The organism is Alteromonas sp. S015 (assembly GCF_036864485.1).
GTDB lineage: Bacteria > Pseudomonadota > Gammaproteobacteria > Enterobacterales > Alteromonadaceae > Alteromonas.
The window spans coordinates 116,549-135,783 of sequence record NZ_JAZETO010000004.1; the positions used below are offsets into that span (position 1 = coordinate 116,549).

The following is a 19,235-nucleotide window of genomic DNA, read 5'->3' on the forward strand; positions in this document are numbered from 1 at the left end:
CAATTGAGCCTTATCGTATTTACATCTACAAATACGACTGCATTTTATGAGGTATAGCTTACCTTAATCCGTCAACGGTGTAACCATCCCACATAAAACCAAATTGTCTTTACGCCCTATTTGCATCCAAACAAATTGACTTGACCAATAAAACAACACTAAACAAACCAGAGCTTTAAAAATAAGCGGCTCATTTAATTACAGCCTTGCACTTTACTTCTTTGCATCTGCCGCTACCTTAAACCTTAAAAAAAACAGATAAATCTAACCATTCCATACTACCTTTTCAGCAATAATAACTTCGACTACCAACGTTAACCTTACACATTTAATTTACAAACCGGTGACCTAAAATACGATATTGGTTGACAAATTGGCAAGATATAAATAGGGTTTAAACACATAATTGGTAACAACATTGGTTGTAAGATTATTATGTGCGGTTTGTTCGTCAGTAATCTTGTGAGGACTAAGTGATACCAAAAGTGACAAGGTTGTATCTAACCTTCGAAATTTTACTTATGAGGAAAAGATAATGTCTAAACCATCAATTGGTTTCATCGGACTTGGTCTAATGGGCGGAAACATGGTCGAAAACCTTTTGAATAAAGGCTTTCCAACTATGGTTATGGATTTAAATCCGGATGCTGTTGCAAAATGCACTGAACGTGGAGCAAAGGTCGCAACCACTGGCAGAGAATTGGCTGAAAGCTCAGAGGTTGTAATGTTGTGCTTGACCACATCAAACATCGTTGAGTCAGTTATGTACGCGGAAGACGGTATCATGGCCGGACTTAAAGAAGGTGCTGTAGTTATTGATTTCGGTACCTCTATACCTTCTTCAACAAGAAAGATTGGCGCTGACTTGGCAGCCAAGGGTGTAGGCATGATAGATGCTCCACTAGGACGCACGCCGGCACACGCGAAAGATGGTCTACTTAATATCATGGCCTCTGGCGACAAAGAAACATTTGAAAAAGTTAAACCTGTTCTTGATGAACAAGGTGAGAATGTCTTCTATCTTGGTCAGCTTGGCGCAGGTCACACCACCAAACTAATTAATAACTTCATGGGTATGACCACGGTTTGTGCAATGTCACAAGCGTTTGCGGTAGCAGAGCGCGCCGGCGTTGATCGCCAACAACTTTTCGACATCATGTCGGCAGGTCCGTCTAATTCACCGTTTATGCAATTCTGCAAAAACTATGCAGTTGATAATAATAGCGATCTAGGCTTTTCTATCGCAAACGCTAATAAAGATTTAGGCTATTTCTTGAAAATGGTAGAAGACTTAGGCACAGAATCAAAAATTGCTGAAGGTTCATCAGCTAATTTACAAGCTGCTTTAGACGCGGGCTTAGGTAACGGCAACGTACCTGAAATTTACGACTATTTCATTTCATTGAATAAATAGTAAGCGAACGCTCTGACGAAATTATACACTACCTAAAAGAGAAGTGATGCCGTGAAAATTCAAGGTCTACGTTGGTGGGTAATTACACTTATTGCTCTCGCAACGATTATAAATTACATCGATAGACAAGCCTTAAGCGTGCTGTGGCCTGCTATTGTAGAAGACTTGTTTCCCGATAAGTCAGCGTTAGAAAGGAAGCAGATTTACGCTAACATATCCATCGTGTTTGTGTTTTCCTATGCGTTTGGTCAGGCTATTTTCGGTAAAATTTTCGACTGGATTGGAACGCGTGTCGGATTCGTTCTCTCTATTGGTATTTGGTCCCTTGCTACCATTGCGCATGCTTTTGCTCAAGGTATGCTGAGCTTTAGTGTTTTTAGAGCAATTTTAGGCATTGCCGAAGCAGGTAACTGGCCAGGCGCGACAAAAGGTAATGCAGAGTGGTTCCCTACTAAGGAGCGTGCGCTCGCACAGGGCATCTTTAACTCCGGGGCTGCTATTGGCGGTATTATAGCCTTCCCTATTATCGGCTTTTTAACCCTCCATTTCAGCTGGCAAGCGGTTTTTGTCATCGTGGGTGTCCTTGGTTTACTGTGGCTTCTACCATGGGTAATTATTGTAAAAGCGCCGCCAGCTATGCACGCGTGGATTACCGAAGAAGAGAAACATTATATTCTTTCGGGTCAACGTATTATGGGCGAAGGTAAAAATGAAAATAGGGGTGAGAAAGAAGCGCAAGAGTATAGTCCTTCAACAGGTGAGCTGCTCTCTAGAAAACAAAGTTGGGGCGTGATCATAGCGTCGGCTGCCATCGATCCTATCTGGTGGCTATTTGTATTTTGGATCCCTATCTATCTTAACGAAGTGTACGGGATGAACGTAACTGAAATAGGCATATATGGCTGGGTTCCTTATGTGGGTGCGATGCTTGGTGCATGGTTTGGCGGTTTGTTGGCGCAAAACCGGATAGCGGCTGGCTGGAACACGGATAAAACTCGAAAGTTAGTTATCACGTTAGGCTGTTTAATTATGCTTCCTGCCCTTATCGCAATGTCAAACCCTGGCGCGCCCACCGTCGCGGTACTTATCATGGCTGTTATCTTATTCGGTTTTCAAACAGCAATAGGTAATGTACAAACGCTTCCGAGTGATTTATTTGGTAAAAAAGCCGTAGGTACGCTATCTGGTTTTTCAGGTATGGCGGCAAAGCTAGGTGCTGTGGGCTTAACATCATTAGTTCCATGGCTTACTGCAGATGGTAATTATACGCCAGCCTTTGTCATCGGAGCGTCGTTAGCTATCATTGCGATTGCAGCCATTTGGCTTCTTATTCCAAAAATAGAAATGCTTAAGCCTAAGCGTTAGTAAACTGATGCGCTATCAGAATTATTAGGTGTCTGGCAGCGCATTTTGTACACAAAGCTTAAACGTAACTCACAGGTGTCTGTAACCTGCCCCTAATCTAAAATTCATCTGATTGTCACAGAGAAAAGTTCTCCACTCCAAACCTGTCTGACCAATTCCGTTCATTGCTATTAACGATCTCAATTTAAATGTCTTAATTTTTAAGAAATTTAGTGAATCTTCTAGCAAATGTTAATAAATTGTGTTTTTATTATCTATATTACCAATTTGGTAAACACAAAAACACACATTGGTAACATAAAAATAAAGATGCAACTTTACCACCCTACCATTTAACTTGGAACACAATGCCATCATGAAGAAAAAAGCATTTGCACTTTGCTCGACTGCAGCAGCCATTACGGGATGTGATGTAGATTCAGATAACGACCTTAATGGTGCTCACGCTGTCGCAGGAGCTAAAGAGCTTTACTACATTCAGTCATCTGATGTAGGCGCGGGCTCTACGTGGACTGCAGATAACTAAAAGTAAGACCAGGTAATAAACCCTACACCCTACATAAGTCACAGCGGCGGTACGGCGCTGTGCATGGAAAAAAACACAACGGAGAAATTGTAATGTTGTTGAAAAAAAGTACGCCCTTTACCCTAAACCCAACAGCGCGCTGGATAAAAGCAGTATTTATCGCTGGTGTAGCAGGCACCTCGACTTTCTCACTACATGCACAAGAAACACAGGAACAAGCTACAGCTGAAGACGTAGAAGTTATCGACGTTGTTGGCTCACGTCGTACAATACAGGACCAAATTTCAATCAAGCGCGAATCGACGACAGTTGTTGACGGCTTATCGGCCGAAGACATTGGTGATCTACCAGCGCTTTCTATTGGTGAAGCATTGGAATCCATTACAGGTGCAGCGTCACACCGTGAAAATGGTGGTGCTACAGAAATTACTATTCGTGGCCTTGGTCCGTTCTTAAGTGCTACGCACATTAACGGTCGTGAAGCGACTAATGGTAGCGGTGATCGTTCAGTCAACTTCTCACAGTTCCCAAGTGAACTGGTTAAGAAAATTGCTATCTATAAAACCCAAGACGCCTCTATGATTGAAGGTGGTGTGGCTGGTGTTATAGCGCTAGAAACTGTTGCCCCTCTCGATTACGGTAAACAGCGTATCCAGGGTGAAATTAAAGGCAACTATAACCCCGACGAAGGCAATGTAGACAATTCTCTTCACAATGACTTGGGTTATCGTGGAACGATAAGCTATGTTGACCAGTTTGAGTTTAATAACGGCTCTGCATTAGGTATCTCTATCGGTGCCCAGCGTCAGGACATAACTCAACCTGAAGCCGAGTACAGAAGCTCTAGCCCAACGGGCTCCTCACTATGGGCATGTTTGAACGATCCTACTAACACTAATGAAGGCTTTTTCCGCAGCAGCGCTGGCGACTGTGAAGACCAGGTTAGCGGTAGCTCTAACCAAGGCTATAACACAGAAATCGACCCAGAAACTGGAGAGGCAATCAGTGCAGGTTCACCTTATGCGTGGACAGGTAGCTCTCGTAGCTATCGTCAAAACGAAACATCTGATGAGCGAGATGCATTCTTCTTAGCACTGCAGTTTCAGCCTAATGACGCCTGGGATATTAACACTGACTTCCAGTACTCGAATCGCTTGCAACAAGAAGCAAGGCACGACTTAATCTTCCTGCAAAAGCGTGCGATACCTGGCTTGACCGGCCCTACGTTAATAACCAATGACGTGGGCGGCATTTTACACTGGGAAGGTCAGGATCGTATTGAAAGCTCTGGTGAACAGTTCTCGCGTGACGAGACTTATCACGGGGTTGGTATTAACGTAGAGCACTTTGCTACTGATGCATTAACGTTAAGTTTCGACCTTGCCTATTCGAAAACAGAGCGTGAAGAACTTCAAATTTCGAACCGTGCCCGCACCGAAGACCGACAGTTCTTTTCGTGGGATATGGGTGATGACATTCCTCATTTCACGGTACAGAATTTTGACGTGACTGACATCACAAACTTCTACGATAGCTTACGTACACGTGCTGATAGAGAAAATACGCGCGAAAACGAGGTTAAGTCGGCTAAAGTAGATTTCAGTTATATTCTTGACCATGACATTTTCGTAAGCATAGAAGGTGGCTTACGTGCATCTGAAATGACATTCGTTCAGCTAGGCGGGTCTCAAGGCAATGGCTCTAGAACTCAATGGACATTCTCTCCTACTGAAGGCTCATCTGACGAAGAAGAAATCGCCCAAGCAATTGCACTTATGCAAGGTTGTCAAATTGACTTCCCAGAAAGTGACTTCTTATCCTCTGTGTCAGACGGTGACATCATCACTCATGTTGATGAAGACGGCAATATTCTAGATAGCGGCACTGGTTCTTCGTGGGCAACGTATAACAACAACTGCTTCGCCCGTGCCGTAGCGGCATCTAACGGCGATGACTTTGCTTATCCTGAATTAGAATATGAAAACTCGGGGACAATAGATGTAACTGAACGCACATACGCGGGCTATTTGATGGCAAACTTTGATACCGAAATGTGGGGTAAGTTTATTCGCGGTAACTTTGGTGTTCGTGTCGTAAACACGGAAGTTACGTCAATTGGCTTCAGAAGTGCTTTTGAAATTATTGAAGGAGAGCTTGGTACGCTGACGCTTGTGGAAGATGACTCAATCGTTGAACGAATCGAAGGTGGCGGTAGCTACACAGAGGTGCTTCCGAGCGCTAACTTTGTAATGGATTATAGCGATGACATTTTATTACGTGCTGGTATCTATCGCGGTATGTCTCGCGCGGATCCATCAGACTTGGGCTACAGCCGCACCTTCCAAACGGATGATGAAGTTGCTCCTACGACTGTTTCAGATTTAATTGTAGGCGTAAATGGTTCGGGTAATCCAAGTACAAAGCCGCTTATGTCATGGAACTATGACGTTGCTATTGAATGGTATCCAAATGAAGACTCAATTTTTGCATTTGGCGTTTACTACAAGCAGTTTAACGGTGGCTTCCAGCAGCAAACAGTGCTAGAAACCTTTGAGATTGAAGGTGATGATTATGACTTGCCTATTACTAACTCTGTAACGACAGACGAAAGCAGCAGTATCATTGGTATCGAAACCTCAATAGCTTATCGTTGGGATAGCGGTATTGGCGTTAAGTTCGGCTATAACTATGCTGACACAGATTATGAGTTTGAGGACAGTAATTACGGTGATACCTTTATTACCGACCTTAATGGTAATACAACGCAGTTAACCAAAGGTATCATTCCTCCAGGCGCTGTACCAGGCTTCTCTGAGCATGTGTTTAGCGGTCAGGTTTATTACCAGATTGGCGACCTAGATACAGCGCTTATCTACAAGTACAGAAGCGAGTATTTCCAGCCTTATACAAGCAATGGCACACGCTTGCGTTACGTCGATGAGGTAGGTGTTTGGGAAGCCCGTGCATCGTACAAAGTGAACGACCACGTACGCGTTAAGGTTGAAGCCATTAATCTATTCAGTGCACCTAAGTCTCAAGACTACTATGTTCAAGGTAACCTTGGCGAAGTTAATGACTATGGCCCTCGCTTATTTGCAGGGGTAACTGTTAAGTACTAACCGATGTAAAAGAGACAAATGATGCCTTACCCCTAAGGTAATATCAAAGTAAGAAAGCCTTAGCTCATTCATACTGAACTCGGGCTTTTTTGCTTGTCGTGACGCACAAGCATCGAGATTCATTGAGCAAAGGGCCTGAGAAGTACTTTCATATAGCATATTTGATTTTATTAGAGATGCGCTGACCTGAAAGACTAAAGGAATAAATAAAGCCCAAGGTGATAAGCTGATGGTATTTTTCGGTGTTCTACAAACAATAAAAACCCCGCTTTAAAGCGGGGTTTAACGTAATCGAAGTGGGCGCTTATAGCTGATTAATTTGCCACACTGTCACTGTACCGCTGACTTCATTACCTACTACAAGCAAAGGAACACCGCTTGGGCTGTCTTCAGCACTTACAAAAACCAGGCTTTCTGGAGCAAGATCACCAATAATATCATCGCTTGTTAACCCTTCAGTAAGGTTACGGTTGATCACATACTCTGAAAATTGAACGTCATAAGGATTAGTCACGTCGTAAACAAAAATACCGCCCATGCGCTCAGTGCCAATAAACGCGTAAGTGCGATCGCCTACTTGACCCACGGTTAGTGCCTCTGGCTCAGGGCCTTTATTTTCGGAGCGGGAATCGCTGGCATTTTCATCGTCACCGTTATTGAACTGTGCGCCGTGAACCGAAGCAGTAATACGCTCGAAATCGTCACCTGAATCATACACAGCCAAGCCATTTTGATCCCAAATGGTAAATGAACGTGCACCGAAAGCGTACGCTGCGTCGTATTCACCATCCCCGTCAGCATCACCCATAGCCGAAGTTACACGTAAATCGTCAGCTTCACCTGTTGCTTGTAGCATGGCTAATTCAGAATTAGCCGCTGCGGTAAGATCTTCTACTTTAACTTCGTCAGTATAAGCTAAACAGCCATCGTCTTCGTCAAAATCAACACCACCTGCAGCAGTACAAGCAGCTTCATCAGCAGCGCTAAAAAAATACTCGCGGGCATCGCCTTCATTCGCCGTTACAATGAATGTCGCATTTTTCCACGTGAAGTTGGCAATGGTATCAGGCTGGTATACGCCATAAATCCCCGTATACTGGCCAAAACTCACCGCGTCATTTTCTTGGATATCAATATTAAGCCCAGCCCAAGACTTCGTTCCGAGACCAACGACCTCTACCGTTAGTTCTTCCAAGTCGATAACCGCAAGGCCATTGTTTTCTTGAAGACTAACGTATGCAACGTCGTTAGTAGCGGTGATGTATTCAGGCTCCAAATCCTTCGCTATCGTCGAGGTGATAGCGGTGCCTTTAATAGTGCGCCCTGCCGGGTTCGGAAACATCATTCCCTGCGCCATCAAATCCGCTTCCGTACCATTAAACGCTGTAAAGCCTACCGTGGTCCCGGTTTCTTCAGGCTCTCCGCTTGCAAGAATATTAATAACGGTAACCGAACCTTCTGGGTCAATGGTGTAGTCGTCAGAAGGCTCGCCTTCATTCGCTACCAACACTTTGCCACCATCCGGGGTAAAGGTAACCATATCGGGGAGTGCGCCTACTTCGACAGAATCCAAAAAGGCAGGAGCAGAACTGTCTAGCCCGTTGTAGAACAACACATAGCCGTTGTCGGTCTTTGTGTTTGCAGGTACTGCTACAGCCATAAGGTCACCGCTTATAGCAATACTGGTTAGGCTACCTAAAGCCACGCCATTAATATCGGCTGGCAGTGCGATAGTGTTAAGCGCTAACGAAATCGTACTAATTGGATTTTGCATGGTAGCCGTACTAACGCCAGAAGCATCAATAACTGCAATTGTGTTTGTCTCGCCATTTGTTGCGTAAATGGTACTGGTACCTGCGTGATATTGCACGATTTCAGCCGCGGTTTGATTGCCCAAGAAAGCACGGCCAACGATATCCATCGCTATGCCAATAGAAGCATCGGTGCCGTCGCTGCCATCCGTGCCGGGCTCACCTTGCTCGCCCTGAGGTCCTTGCGCTCCAGTCTCACCTTGAGCACCATCGTCACCATCAAGGCCACATCCAGTGAGCGCTGCTGAAACTAAAAATGCAATTAATCCGTATCTGAACTTATTACGCGCTGCCATTCGTTTTCCTTTTTATTTGTTTTTGTCGTACGTTGCGAGGCCCGAGAAACCTGAGATTTCTTTTCCTAGCACACCAGAAAAATTTGTTTAACTTCTATGTATAAACTAGAACCAGTTTATGACACAAATATTAACAAGGCAAAAGCGAATAATTTTTCTTAACAAAGGTAAGCCGTTACGCTGTCTTCAGCCAGATGCAAGCGTATGTTTCATGTATTATTTAAAGCTTACTAAGTTCGGTGAAAAGCCCAAAATCGCTTTGTCGACGTTTTTGCGCGTGGTCTGGTATTATTTACCAAAGCTAACTAATACCAATGTTTCAAAATAGGTGACTAAACTGGACGACGTATCGTTTTTCGTGGACGAAATACGGCAAGCGGTCTCCAGCAATCAAAAGGATTAACCATGAAATTGAAATTCACAGCCTCGGCAGTTATTACGGCAGTGCTCACGTTAACCGCCTGTGCAACCTCACCGACGGGTAGAAATCAAGTGTTGCTTTATTCTGATACTCAGCTAGCGCAAATGGGTGATCAGGCATTCACAGGCATGAAAGAAGAGTTAAAGATTTCAAATAAGGCAGTTCAAAACTCCTACGTTGAATGCGTCGCCAATGCTATTACTGCTCAAGTACCTGCTACCGTATTTAATGGCCAATGGGAAGTCGTTGTATTTGATGATGAACAAGTAAACGCATTCGCACTACCCGGCGGAAAAATTGGTGTATATACAGGCCTGCTCAACGTAGCAGAAAACCAGCATCAACTCGCTGCTGTTATCGGTCATGAAGTGGGTCACGTTATTGCAGAGCACGGGAATGAGAGGATGTCTCAGTCTACATTGATAAACATGGGCAGTCAGGCAGTTGGTCAAGTATTAGCCGCGAATGAAGTTCCCCAGTCAGGCCCAATCATGGCCGCAATCGGATTAGGTGTTCAAGTGGGTGTTCAGCTTCCGTTTAGCCGAACTCATGAATCAGAAGCCGATGTCATTGGTCTTCAGTTAATGGCGAAGTCTGGGTTTGACCCAAGACAATCTATAAACTTGTGGCAAAACATGGAAGCAGCAAGCGGTGGCAACCGCCCAATGGAGCTTTTGTCGACTCACCCAGCACCTCAAACCAGAATAAATAATTTGCAAGCGAACATGCCTAACGCATATGCAAATTACCAAGCTACCGCGTATCGCCCAAACTGTCGTTAAAAGTCACTAAAAAGAGATGGGGGTATTGCGTCGCACTTAATTTTAGGACAAAAAAACGCTGCGAAATGCAGCGTTTTTTCAATTAACACTAAAGGAATTATTCGCTGTCTGCTTTGTGCAGGTGAACATCCATTTGAGGGAATGGAATTGAAATACCCTCTTCATCGAAACGCAGTTTAACATTTTCAGTGAAGTCGAATTTAACCCCCCAAAAATCGGCGGAGTTTACCCATGGACGTACCACGAAGTTTACGCTGCTGTCAGCCAGTTCAGATACTGCTATTTTCGGCGCAGGCTCAGCGAGAATTCTATCGTCTGCTGCAACCATTTCCTCAAGAATTTTCTTCGCTTTTAGAAGGTCTGCGTCGTAACCAATACCAACAACCATGTCTACACGACGCGTATCTCTTGCTGAATAGTTAGTAATATTGCCACCGTAGATATTGCCATTAGGAACGATAATCTCTTTATTGTCTGGTGTATTCATTGTTGTGGTGAAAATACCAATTTTAACAATAGAACCTGCAGTTCCCGCGGCTTCAACAAAATCACCCGCTTTAAATGGCTTGAAAACAAGTAGCATTACGCCAGCAGCGAAGTTCTTTAGTGAGTCTTGCAAAGATAGACCGATAGCTAAACCAGCCGCACCTAATATAGCAACCAGAGACGTTGTATCTACGCCTAGCTGATCAAGCGAAGCGACAATGACAAATAACATCAGAATGGCGCTGAGAATAGCTTCAAGGAAGTCTACTAGCATGTTGTCGTATTTAGACTTGGACATAAGACGTCTAAACACAGATAAAATGAATCCAACTACGATCCTACCAATCACATAAATCGCGATTGCCATCAGAATGTTAATGCCCCACGGGATGGCATAATCGTTTATGTACCTTTCGACATCGCTTGCAGAAAAAAGCGAGAGTTTTTCTTCCATAATATGGTCCTTGTCATGGTTAGTAGTAATTTGCATAAGCACGGTAGCAGTAATTTAAATTGATACCAATACTGTGTGGCCTCAAACCTGGTAAATTTGCTCTAAAGTCTAAGCTACATAGGCGTTTAAACGCATTAGCATTATACAAAAGTTGCGAAAATATCATTATTTTACATTAAGACAAAAACCGAACATTTTTTTCTTCACTTGTCACACGGTTGTCACCCTACACACGCATCATTTAATCCCGAAGCTTGAATGCGCTTTGAGTTCTTTTCCAATTTTTTGGAAGTTACCGAGTTATAAGACATTTTTTTTAATGTTTTTTAAGCCACAAAGTTTTAGACTAAAGTCTCGTGGATATTAACTATCACTGCGCCATCACGGTGAGTGATATTCAACTTCACGAAGGAGCTTTAGCAAACTATGTCACGTAAAGGATTAACGCATGTTGCTTCTCATAACCCTGTTTTCGGTGGTTTTGTGTTTATTTCTATATTCACTGCGAACTGATAAAGGAAAACACACTAAGTATGCAAGAGCGGACCACCGCTCAGCATCACAATCGAAGTCTTCTTCCAGCGTGTTGAAATCAACTTCGAATAAATCTTCGCCTTATGCGGCGTAGAGTTAATGTACCAATCAGGTATTTTTGAAATAGACCGCATGCTGTCGTTTGTGTAAGTTTTTATTCAAATATTTACATGATGCCGTCGACAGCGTTGCAACCTGTGTGTACACACCAGTATTATACGCATTAAAACCAAACACCTGATTCCTTATGCGTATACCAAGAGTTTATTATCCCAACCCTATTCCATTAGAACATGAATTTGAATTAACTGAAGATGCCGGTCATCACATCGCTACCGTACTGCGCATAAAACCCAACCGGCCAATCGTGCTGTTCAATGGTGACGGTAATGAATACAGTGCACAGGTTATCAGCGTTCAAAGAAAAAAAGTAACGGTCGAAGCCGACGCGTGTTTATCACTCGCGAAAGAATCACCGCTTCGTTTGCATTTAGGTCAAGGCGTTTCTAAAGGCGACAGAATGGACACCGTACTGCAAAAAAGCGTAGAGCTTGGCGTCACAGACATTACGCCTGTCATCACCGAGCGCTGTACGGTGAAGCTTGACGAGTCACGCTGGGAAAAGAAAATTCAGCAGTGGCAGAAGATTATTATCGGCGCTTGTGAACAAAGTGGCCGCAACATCATTCCCGTACTCAATGCTCCGATAAGTCTTAATCAATGGTTATCTGCATCAACCAACACGACAAGGCTCGTACTCGCGCCAGGTGCTGAGCAAAGTTTAGCAAGGCAACCCTACAACGCTCAGGGCTTTCGTTTGCTTATTGGCCCTGAAGGTGGGTTATCTGAAACAGAAATCCATCAAGCAAATGAAAACGGGTATCAGTCAGTAAGTTTGGGGCCGCGTATTTTGCGCACCGAAACAGCGGCGATTACTAGCTTAAGTATTCTTCAGGCTCAGCACGGCGATTTGTAAGCACATATTTTAATCGAGCTTTTAATACCAATCCGCATGTTGCTGGCTCAATAACTTGAAGAAATTAGGTGAGTCCCCATATAGTTTAGCAACCAGCAGGGCCATTTGTGCCGGCATTTTATCAATATTCAAGGTGAGAACATTATGCAATATACCGTCGGCGTAATTATGGACCCCATTGCGAGCATTAAGCCACACAAAGATACAAGCTTCGCGATGATGCTTGAAGCGCAGCGCCGCGGTGCAAAGGTTGTATATTTTGAATTAAAAGACCTGTATTTAGACAATGGTAAGCCTATGGGGTTTGGTAAAACCGTGTCGGTGAAAGACCAAGCCGAAGACTTTTACACCATTGAAAGCGAATCGCCCCTGCATTTAGGCGCCATTGATGTGTTGTTGATGCGCAAAGATCCCCCTTTTGATAGCGAATTTTTGTACGCTACTCAGGTGTTGTCGCTAGCGCAAGAAGCTGGGGCACTGGTTGTAAATAATCCTCAGGCGCTTCGAGACTACAATGAGAAGTTATTCACGTCATACTTCCCAGAACACATTCCCAATACTTTGGTAACGAACAACCAAGCGCTTATTCGTGATTTTCATGAGACGCATCAAGATATAATCTGTAAGCCCTTGGACGGTATGGGAGGCGCTTCTATTTTTAGAGTGAAGCCTGACGGCAATAACTTAGGCGTGATTATTGAAACCCTAACCAAGTTAGGCACACGTTATATGATGGTTCAAGAGTACCTGCCAGAAATTAAAGACGGCGATAAACGCGTATTAATTGTTGATGGTGAGGTTATGCCTTATTGCTTAGCACGACTACCAACCAAGGGCGAAACCCGAGGCAACTTAGCGGCTGGGGGTACGGGACGACCGCAGCCAATTTCTGAATCTGACCGCGCGTTAGCGGAAGCTATTGCACCTAAGCTTAAGGAAAACAATATTCTATTTGTGGGTCTTGACGTGATAGGTAGCAAAATTACGGAAATAAACATTACTAGCCCAACTTGCGTAAGAGAAATAGAAGCAGCTTACGATATTAACATAATGGGTGCGCTGTTTGACGCCATTGAAAAGCGCTTAGCTAGTAAATAAAGTAAGGTCGCATTTGTAACACAGTTCAGCTTGTGTTGTAGCAAGCAAATATGAGTGGATAGAGCGCATTTGTCATTAATAGGGTAAAGGCCCTGACAAAGTAAAAGATAGTAGATAAAAGACAAGCTATGACGGAATTAAAAAGCCTACAAAATCACTTTCTAGTCGCGATGCCGAGTCTGGACGACCCGTACTTTTCTCGTTCACTCATTTATGTTTGCGAACACAATGCCGAAGGTGCGATGGGTATCGTGGTAAATCAGCCTTCTACTATGAACGTGAAGCAGCTTCTTGAGCAAACCGACAAAGAACTTAATGTGTCTGATGACAAAGCAGAGCAAATTGTGCTGGCTGGCGGTCCTGTAAGCCAGGAGCGAGGTTTTGTGCTGCACTCGTCTCAAAAAGAGTGGGCGTCTAGCTTGAAACTTGCACCGGGGGTTATGGTTACCACCTCCAAGGACATTTTGACTGCCATCGCCAATGATGAAGGCCCTGAAAATATATTGATTGCTTTAGGGTACGCGGGCTGGACAGCAGGTCAGCTTGAAAAGGAAATGCAGGAAAACGCATGGCTCACTATCGAGGCCGACGAAGACATATTGTTCAATACGCCAATGCATAAAAAATGGCAAGCAACGGTGAATAAGTTGGGTGTGGATGTGTGGCAACTTGCGCCTGGGGCCGGCCATGCCTGATATAGGAAACCGAACAGTACTGGCGTTTGATTTTGGTACTAAAAGTATTGGTGTGGCAATAGGACAGGAGATTACGGGTACCGCCTCTCCTCTTCCCGCACTGAAAGCACGTGATGGTATTCCAGATTGGAACTTGATTGAAAAGCTTTATGATGAATGGCAACCGCATGTGGTTGTTGTTGGTTTGCCGCTTAATATGGATGGCACAGAGCAGGAGATGACTCAGCGTGCACGCAAGTTCGCCAACCGACTTCATGGGCGTTTTCGTGTTGCAGTAGAAACCTGCGATGAACGCCTTACCACCACCGACGCCAAATCTATGCTGTTTGAGTTAGGTGGCTATAAGAAGCTGAGTAAAGATATGGTAGACAGCGTGTCGGCTTGCGTAATTTTTGCCAGTTGGAGCGAGAGTCAGTACGAGTAGCGAAACTCGCGCCGCTTCTAGCGTCTACTTATCTGCTCCACATTGCCAGCACACATCAAAGGCACTGCCATTTTCTTCACCGCAGTTATTGCAGCGCCAGTCCTCGCCAGTACGCGGCGCTTCACTTGTTTTATGAATAAACGCATTAACGACCGTTGACGCCTTGGCATACCAGCTATCATCAATAAGCCAAACTTCTTGTTGAGAATCCTGCCATGGCAGTTCTCCAATGGCACCGCCCGCAAATTCATTTTTTACCATATAGGGAATAGATAGTGCGTCAAGCTCGCTTCTCACCGCTTGAAGTTCAAACGCGTCTTGTGAAGTAAAGAGTTTTTTCACTGGCTACCTTCTTGTTAAAAATTAAATGCTCACCTTTGTTAAATACAAAAGCAGCCCTTGGGCTGCTCATCGCGCGAAAAAACGAGTTTCTCTACTACCGGTTCTTTTAAGTGAGCTTTTTCAAATACGCCTCACCCTAATGGTGTTTCCGCATAAAACGAAAGCGTTTAATCATCCATATCTATAGATACATTTGATAGCGTACCCAAGCTAGAACCGTCGCTGGTATCAAGTTTTATCATTAAGCGCAGATCGTTAGGCGAGTCGGCGTGGTGCAGCGCTTGGTCCATGTCAATTTTGCCTGCCTTATACAGATCATAAAGTGCCATATCGAAACTTTGCATGCCTTGCTCTTTACCCTTCTTCATCGCTTCTTTCAACGCACCGATTTCATTGCGCTGAATAAGGTCGCGGACCAACGGCGAGTTAAGCAGTATTTCTATGGCCGCTACCCTGCCCTTACCGTCTGGCGTAGGTACTAATTGCTGGGCTACTATGGCTCGAATATTTAAGCTTAAATCAAAACGCAACTTATCGTGCTGATCTTTCGGCGCTAAATGCATAATACGCTCAATCGCCTGGTTTGCGTTGTTAGCGTGAAGCGTTGCTACACATAAATGCCCCGTATCGGCAAACGACATGGCATATTCCATGGTTTCCATTGAACGAATTTCGCCGATAAGAATGACGTCAGGCGCCTGACGTAGCGAGCTTTTAAGTGCATCGTCGAATGACTGGGTATCAATGCCCACCTCTCGCTGAGTAATCACACAGTTTTTATGCTCGTGCACAAATTCGATGGGATCTTCAATGGTCAGTATATGCCCATGAGAATTTTCATTCCTGTGCCCGATTAGCGCAGCCAGTGACGTCGATTTACCCGTGCCTGTTCCACCTACGAATAGAACAAGACCGCGTTTAGCCATAATAATTTCTTTTAATACTCGCGGCAGGCCCAGATCGTCAGCTTTTGGAATTTGAGTAACGATACGGCGAATAACCATACCTGCTTGGTCACGCTGCCAAAATGCTGAACAACGGAAGCGGCCAATGCCTTCTCTCACAATCGCGAAGTTACACTCTTTCGAGGTATGAAACTCATTTTGCTGCTTTTCGGTCATCGCTTCGTGAACCAGCGCCAGCGATGCCTCTTCAGAGGTCGCGCTTTCCGTCACTGGTGTAAGTTTGCCGTTGATTTTGGCGCTTACCGGAAACCCTGCCGTTACAAATAAGTCCGACGCATTGGTATCAACCATTCTTTGTAATAATGAATCTAACATAATGGCCTCTAGAAGCTGTTCATCGACTGTTTATCAACGGACTTCGCTGCTGCGTCTTGTTTAGTAATGACCCCCATTGCCACTAAGCGCTGAAGACACTGATCCATGGTTTGCATGCCGTGAGCCTGACCCGTTTGAATAACTGAGTACATTTGCGGCACTTTATCTTCACGGATAAGGTTGCGAATAGCAGGGATCCCCACCATAATTTCATGGGCAGCGACACGGCCTCCCCCCACTTTCTTGAGCAGAGTTTGTGAAATTACCGCCCGCAACGATTCAGATAACATTGAACGCACCATGGCTTTTTCTTCTGCTGGGAAAACATCAATGATACGGTCAATGGTTTTTGGTGCAGAATTGGTGTGTAGTGTGCCAAATACTAAGTGACCCGTTTCCGCGGCTGAAATGGCAAGACGTATGGTTTCAAGATCACGTAATTCACCGACCAGAATAACGTCGGGGTCTTCACGAAGCGCTGAGCGCAGAGCATTGTTAAACGAGTGAGTATCGCGATGCACTTCCCTCTGGTTTACCAAGCTAAGTTTATTGTCGTGAACAAATTCAATAGGGTCTTCAATGGTAAGAATGTGTTCGCGCTTGTGCGTGTTAATATGGTCCACCATAGCCGCAAGCGTGGTACTTTTACCCGAACCGGTGGCGCCTGTCACAAGTACAATGCCCGTAGGCTGATTGATAATTTCTTTGAAGATTTCAGGCGCGCCAAGGTCATCTAACGTCAACACTTTGCTAGGAATGGTACGCAGTACTGCTGCAGCGCCTCGGTTTTGAACAAACGCGTTAACACGAAAGCGCGACAGACCATTTACTTCAAAAGAAAAATCGGTTTCAAGATTTTCCTCGTATTCTTTGCGCTGCATGTCGTTCATAATCTCATAAACAAGACCATGTACTTGTTTGTGATCCAGGGCTGGCACATTCAGCTTACGCATTTCGCCATCTACACGAATTATTGGTGGTAAGCCCGCCGATAAGTGTAAATCTGAGGCGTTATTCTTAACACTGAAAGCCAAAAGTTCGGTAATATCCACAACCACTTCTCCAAAACAAGGTGAATAATGCAAACAATAGCAGAAAGACTACATTCCGCACGAAAAGGAATAGACCAAGCCGCTACCAGTGCACATCGTCCACCAAATTCCGTTAAATTGCTAGCGGTTAGCAAAACAAAACCCGTATCAGATATCATGGAAGCGTATGAAGCCGGACAACGTATGTTCGGCGAAAATTATGTGCAGGAAGGTGTTGAAAAGGTTCAGGAACTTTCCCACCTAAGCGATATAGAGTGGCACATGATTGGTCCAATTCAGTCGAATAAAACCAAAGTTGTAGCCGAACACTTTGATTGGGTTCAGTCTGTAGACAGAGAAAAAATTGCCCGCCGCTTAAACGAGCAGCGCCCTGACTCGATGCCGCCGTTAAACGTATGCATTCAGGTTAATATTGATGACGAAGAGAGTAAGTCTGGGGTAGCCCTAAGTGAATTAGATGCGCTAGTGGAGTTTGTTAACTCTCAAGAGCACCTGACATTGCGTGGGTTAATGGCGATTCCTAAAGCTAATCCAAATGAACAACAGCAGCGTGAAACGCTGACTAAACTCAAAGAATTATTCGATCACTACCATACATCGCTGAGCAATTTTGATACCCTGTCCGTAGGAATGAGTGGTGATATGGTGGAAGCGATTCAACATGGCTCTACGATGGTGCGAATCGGTACCGCTATTTTCGGTAAACGAGACTATCCTACCGAATAGCACATCGCCTCACCAAACAGACTTAAACGCAACCAACGAATAGGATTTACATGCAACAGAAAAAATTAGCATTTATTGGCGCGGGTAACATGAGCCGCAGCATCATCAGTGGTCTTATCAAATCTGGGTACGCGAAAGAAAACATCCTTGCAGCAAACCCTTCAACACCCAAGTTAGAAGGTTTGAAAGCCGAATTTGGAATTCATACCACGCAGTCTAATGATGAAGCTTGCCAATTTGCTGATGCCATAGTGCTTGCGGTAAAACCACAAATAATGGGCGACATGTGTGGCGAACTGCAAAAAAACAACGACCTGTCAGGTAAATTGTTTATGAGTATTGCTGCTGGTTTACCGGTTACTCGATTACAAGAAATGCTAGGTGGCGAATACCCGGTTGTTCGCATTATGCCAAATACTCCAAGCCTATTAGGCAAAGGCATGTCTGGCATGTACGCCGACGCTACAGTGTCTGAATCTGACAGACAATACGTTGACGATGTGATAAACAGCGTGGGCGAAACTGTGTGGGTCGAAAAAGAAGATGGCATTAATGGTGTTATTGCCGCGGCAGGCAGCAGCCCAGCGTATTTCTTTTTGTTTCTTCAAAACATGCAGGAAGAAGCCATGAACATGGGCTTTGATAAAGCGCAATCTCGCCTAATGGTCCAGCAAGCCATGTTAGGTGCTGCAGAAATGGTTTGTAACAACCCAGATCTTGAATTAAGTGAGCTTCGTGCCCAAGTTACGTCTAAGGGCGGCACGACCGCAGAAGCCGTTAACACTTTCATTAATGAAGGTTTAAAGGATATTGTCAGCAAGTCGATGCGCGCCGCCGTAGCACGTGCAGAAGAAATGGCAAAACAGCTATAACGTTTTAGGAAAAATACAACATGAACGCAACGGTATTTTTGGTTGATACCTTATTTAGCCTTTATTTGATGGTGGTTATTCTGCGCCTTTGGTTACAAATGGTTCAAGCAGACTTTTATAACCCTATGAGTCAATTTGTAGTAAAAGCAACCCACCCTATTGTGGGGCCGTTGCGCCGTATTATCCCATCAATCGGCAGATTCGACACCGCTACCTTTGTGTTAGCGGTGGCGGTATGTGCCCTTAAGCTTGTAACATTGGGGCTTATGTTTGGCGGTAGTTTAAACCCCGTGGGCATCGCGATTTTGTCGGTGCTAGGCGTAGTAAAAGAAACCCTATCGTTAATGTTCTGGGTACTGCTTTTACGCGCTATTTTAAGCTGGGTATCTCAAGGCCAGTCTCCGATAGACTACGTCCTTTATCAGCTTACTGAACCGTTTTTGGCACCTATTCGCAAAGTCATTCCTCCGCTGGGTGGGCTAGACTTGTCAGTGCTTATTGCCATTATCGCATTACAGTTTTTACAGCTTCTGATCCAAGACACGCTTCCCATCTAATTAAT

17 protein-coding genes are annotated in these 19,235 nt (G+C 44.5%); 12 read left to right on the forward strand and 5 right to left on the reverse strand.

Features of this window, described 5'->3' with window-relative positions; genetic code table 11:
* Nucleotides 1-535 precede the first annotated feature (535 nt).
* The 4 genes from V7R42_RS09220 to V7R42_RS09235 all read left to right on the forward strand — a co-directional run bounded on the left by V7R42_RS09220 (nt 536) and on the right by V7R42_RS09235 (nt 6,424).
* Nucleotides 536-1,414 carry an NAD(P)-dependent oxidoreductase gene (locus V7R42_RS09220; protein WP_334019888.1) on the forward strand — a complete coding sequence of 293 codons (879 nt, stop codon included), beginning with the start codon at nt 536-538 and terminating at the stop codon, nt 1,412-1,414.
* A 51-nt stretch (nt 1,415-1,465) separates the two neighbouring features.
* Complete coding sequence (locus tag V7R42_RS09225; protein ID WP_334019889.1) at nt 1,466-2,779, forward strand: MFS transporter; 1,314 nt, start codon at nt 1,466-1,468, stop codon at nt 2,777-2,779.
* Nucleotides 2,780-3,134: 355 nt separating this feature from the next.
* The gene (locus V7R42_RS09230) at nt 3,135-3,305 is read left to right on the forward strand and encodes a hypothetical protein (RefSeq protein ID WP_334019890.1); all 171 of its coding nucleotides are present in this window, start codon (nt 3,135-3,137) and stop codon (nt 3,303-3,305) included.
* Nucleotides 3,306-3,397: 92 nt separating this feature from the next.
* Nucleotides 3,398-6,424, forward strand: a complete 3,027-nt coding sequence (locus V7R42_RS09235; RefSeq protein ID WP_334019892.1) for a TonB-dependent receptor — start codon at nt 3,398-3,400, stop codon at nt 6,422-6,424.
* A 304-nt stretch (nt 6,425-6,728) separates the two neighbouring features.
* On the opposite strand, the gene V7R42_RS09240 is transcribed toward V7R42_RS09235, so the two are convergent.
* Complete coding sequence (locus V7R42_RS09240; RefSeq protein ID WP_334019893.1) at nt 6,729-8,531, reverse strand: choice-of-anchor I family protein; 1,803 nt, start codon at nt 8,529-8,531, stop codon at nt 6,729-6,731.
* A gap of 405 nt (nt 8,532-8,936) precedes the next feature.
* Between V7R42_RS09240 and V7R42_RS09245 the strand changes: the two genes are divergently transcribed.
* A complete protein-coding gene (locus V7R42_RS09245; protein WP_334019894.1) occupies nt 8,937-9,734 on the forward strand; it encodes a M48 family metallopeptidase in 798 nt (265 codons plus the stop codon).
* A gap of 97 nt (nt 9,735-9,831) precedes the next feature.
* On the opposite strand, the gene V7R42_RS09250 is transcribed toward V7R42_RS09245, so the two are convergent.
* Complete coding sequence (locus V7R42_RS09250) at nt 9,832-10,674, reverse strand: mechanosensitive ion channel family protein (protein WP_334019895.1); 843 nt, start codon at nt 10,672-10,674, stop codon at nt 9,832-9,834.
* Between the two features lie 781 nt (nt 10,675-11,455).
* On the opposite strand from V7R42_RS09250, the gene V7R42_RS09255 reads away from it, so the two are divergent.
* The 4 genes from V7R42_RS09255 (at nt 11,456) to ruvX (ending at nt 14,401) form a co-directional block, all read left to right on the forward strand.
* Nucleotides 11,456-12,184: a 16S rRNA (uracil(1498)-N(3))-methyltransferase gene (locus tag V7R42_RS09255; protein ID WP_334019896.1), complete on the forward strand. Its 729-nt coding sequence runs from the start codon at nt 11,456-11,458 to the stop codon at nt 12,182-12,184.
* 144 nt (nt 12,185-12,328) lie between these two features.
* Nucleotides 12,329-13,282: a glutathione synthase gene (gene gshB, locus V7R42_RS09260; RefSeq protein WP_334019897.1), complete on the forward strand. Its 954-nt coding sequence runs from the start codon at nt 12,329-12,331 to the stop codon at nt 13,280-13,282.
* A gap of 128 nt (nt 13,283-13,410) precedes the next feature.
* On the forward strand, nt 13,411-13,977 hold the full coding sequence (locus V7R42_RS09265) for a YqgE/AlgH family protein (protein ID WP_334019898.1): 567 nt from the start codon (nt 13,411-13,413) through the stop codon (nt 13,975-13,977).
* Nucleotides 13,970-14,401 (forward strand): Holliday junction resolvase RuvX, encoded by a 432-nt coding sequence (ruvX, locus tag V7R42_RS09270; protein WP_334019899.1) that lies wholly within the window; start codon nt 13,970-13,972, stop codon nt 14,399-14,401. Before V7R42_RS09265 ends, ruvX begins: the two co-directional genes overlap by 8 nt.
* Nucleotides 14,402-14,425: 24 nt before the next feature.
* Here ruvX and V7R42_RS09275 read toward each other — a convergent pair whose 3' ends face one another.
* The 3 genes from V7R42_RS09275 to V7R42_RS09285 form a co-directional block, all read right to left on the reverse strand.
* Nucleotides 14,426-14,743 (reverse strand): putative signal transducing protein, encoded by a 318-nt coding sequence (locus tag V7R42_RS09275; protein WP_334019900.1) that lies wholly within the window; start codon nt 14,741-14,743, stop codon nt 14,426-14,428.
* A gap of 167 nt (nt 14,744-14,910) precedes the next feature.
* On the reverse strand, nt 14,911-16,023 hold the full coding sequence (locus V7R42_RS09280; RefSeq protein WP_334019901.1) for a PilT/PilU family type 4a pilus ATPase: 1,113 nt from the start codon (nt 16,021-16,023) through the stop codon (nt 14,911-14,913).
* Nucleotides 16,024-16,031: 8 nt separating this feature from the next.
* On the reverse strand, nt 16,032-17,075 hold the full coding sequence (locus V7R42_RS09285; protein ID WP_014950464.1) for a type IV pilus twitching motility protein PilT: 1,044 nt from the start codon (nt 17,073-17,075) through the stop codon (nt 16,032-16,034).
* A gap of 27 nt (nt 17,076-17,102) precedes the next feature.
* On the opposite strand from V7R42_RS09285, the gene V7R42_RS09290 reads away from it, so the two are divergent.
* The 3 genes from V7R42_RS09290 to V7R42_RS09300 are packed head-to-tail and all read left to right on the forward strand — an operon-like array spanning nt 17,103 to nt 19,230.
* Nucleotides 17,103-17,801: a YggS family pyridoxal phosphate-dependent enzyme gene (locus V7R42_RS09290; protein WP_334019903.1), complete on the forward strand. Its 699-nt coding sequence runs from the start codon at nt 17,103-17,105 to the stop codon at nt 17,799-17,801.
* A 50-nt stretch (nt 17,802-17,851) separates the two neighbouring features.
* Nucleotides 17,852-18,673 carry a pyrroline-5-carboxylate reductase gene (gene proC, locus V7R42_RS09295; protein WP_334019905.1) on the forward strand — a complete coding sequence of 274 codons (822 nt, stop codon included), beginning with the start codon at nt 17,852-17,854 and terminating at the stop codon, nt 18,671-18,673.
* Nucleotides 18,674-18,693: 20 nt separating this feature from the next.
* Nucleotides 18,694-19,230 carry a YggT family protein gene (locus V7R42_RS09300; protein ID WP_334019907.1) on the forward strand — a complete coding sequence of 179 codons (537 nt, stop codon included), beginning with the start codon at nt 18,694-18,696 and terminating at the stop codon, nt 19,228-19,230.
* Nucleotides 19,231-19,235: the final 5 nt, after the last annotated feature.

Excerpts from the sequence above, each read along its gene's own strand:
- gshB (WP_334019897.1), top strand. The coding sequence starts at position 12,329 with ATGCAATATACCGTCGGCGTAATTATGGACCCCATTGCGAGCATTAAG.
- V7R42_RS09220 (WP_334019888.1), top strand. The coding sequence starts at position 536 with ATGTCTAAACCATCAATTGGTTTCATCGGACTTGGTCTAATGGGCGGA.
- V7R42_RS09245 (WP_334019894.1), top strand. The coding sequence starts at position 8,937 with ATGAAATTGAAATTCACAGCCTCGGCAGTTATTACGGCAGTGCTCACG.
- V7R42_RS09280 (WP_334019901.1), bottom strand. The coding sequence starts at position 16,023 with ATGTTAGATTCATTATTACAAAGAATGGTTGATACCAATGCGTCGGAC.
- V7R42_RS09265 (WP_334019898.1), top strand. The coding sequence starts at position 13,411 with ATGACGGAATTAAAAAGCCTACAAAATCACTTTCTAGTCGCGATGCCG.
- V7R42_RS09300 (WP_334019907.1), top strand. The coding sequence starts at position 18,694 with ATGAACGCAACGGTATTTTTGGTTGATACCTTATTTAGCCTTTATTTG.
- V7R42_RS09255 (WP_334019896.1), top strand. The coding sequence starts at position 11,456 with ATGCGTATACCAAGAGTTTATTATCCCAACCCTATTCCATTAGAACAT.
- V7R42_RS09240 (WP_334019893.1), bottom strand. The coding sequence starts at position 8,531 with ATGGCAGCGCGTAATAAGTTCAGATACGGATTAATTGCATTTTTAGTT.
- V7R42_RS09250 (WP_334019895.1), bottom strand. The coding sequence starts at position 10,674 with ATGGAAGAAAAACTCTCGCTTTTTTCTGCAAGCGATGTCGAAAGGTAC.
- V7R42_RS09290 (WP_334019903.1), top strand. The coding sequence starts at position 17,103 with ATGCAAACAATAGCAGAAAGACTACATTCCGCACGAAAAGGAATAGAC.
- V7R42_RS09230 (WP_334019890.1), top strand. The coding sequence starts at position 3,135 with ATGAAGAAAAAAGCATTTGCACTTTGCTCGACTGCAGCAGCCATTACG.
- proC (WP_334019905.1), top strand. The coding sequence starts at position 17,852 with ATGCAACAGAAAAAATTAGCATTTATTGGCGCGGGTAACATGAGCCGC.
- ruvX (WP_334019899.1), top strand. The coding sequence starts at position 13,970 with ATGCCTGATATAGGAAACCGAACAGTACTGGCGTTTGATTTTGGTACT.
- V7R42_RS09235 (WP_334019892.1), top strand. The coding sequence starts at position 3,398 with ATGTTGTTGAAAAAAAGTACGCCCTTTACCCTAAACCCAACAGCGCGC.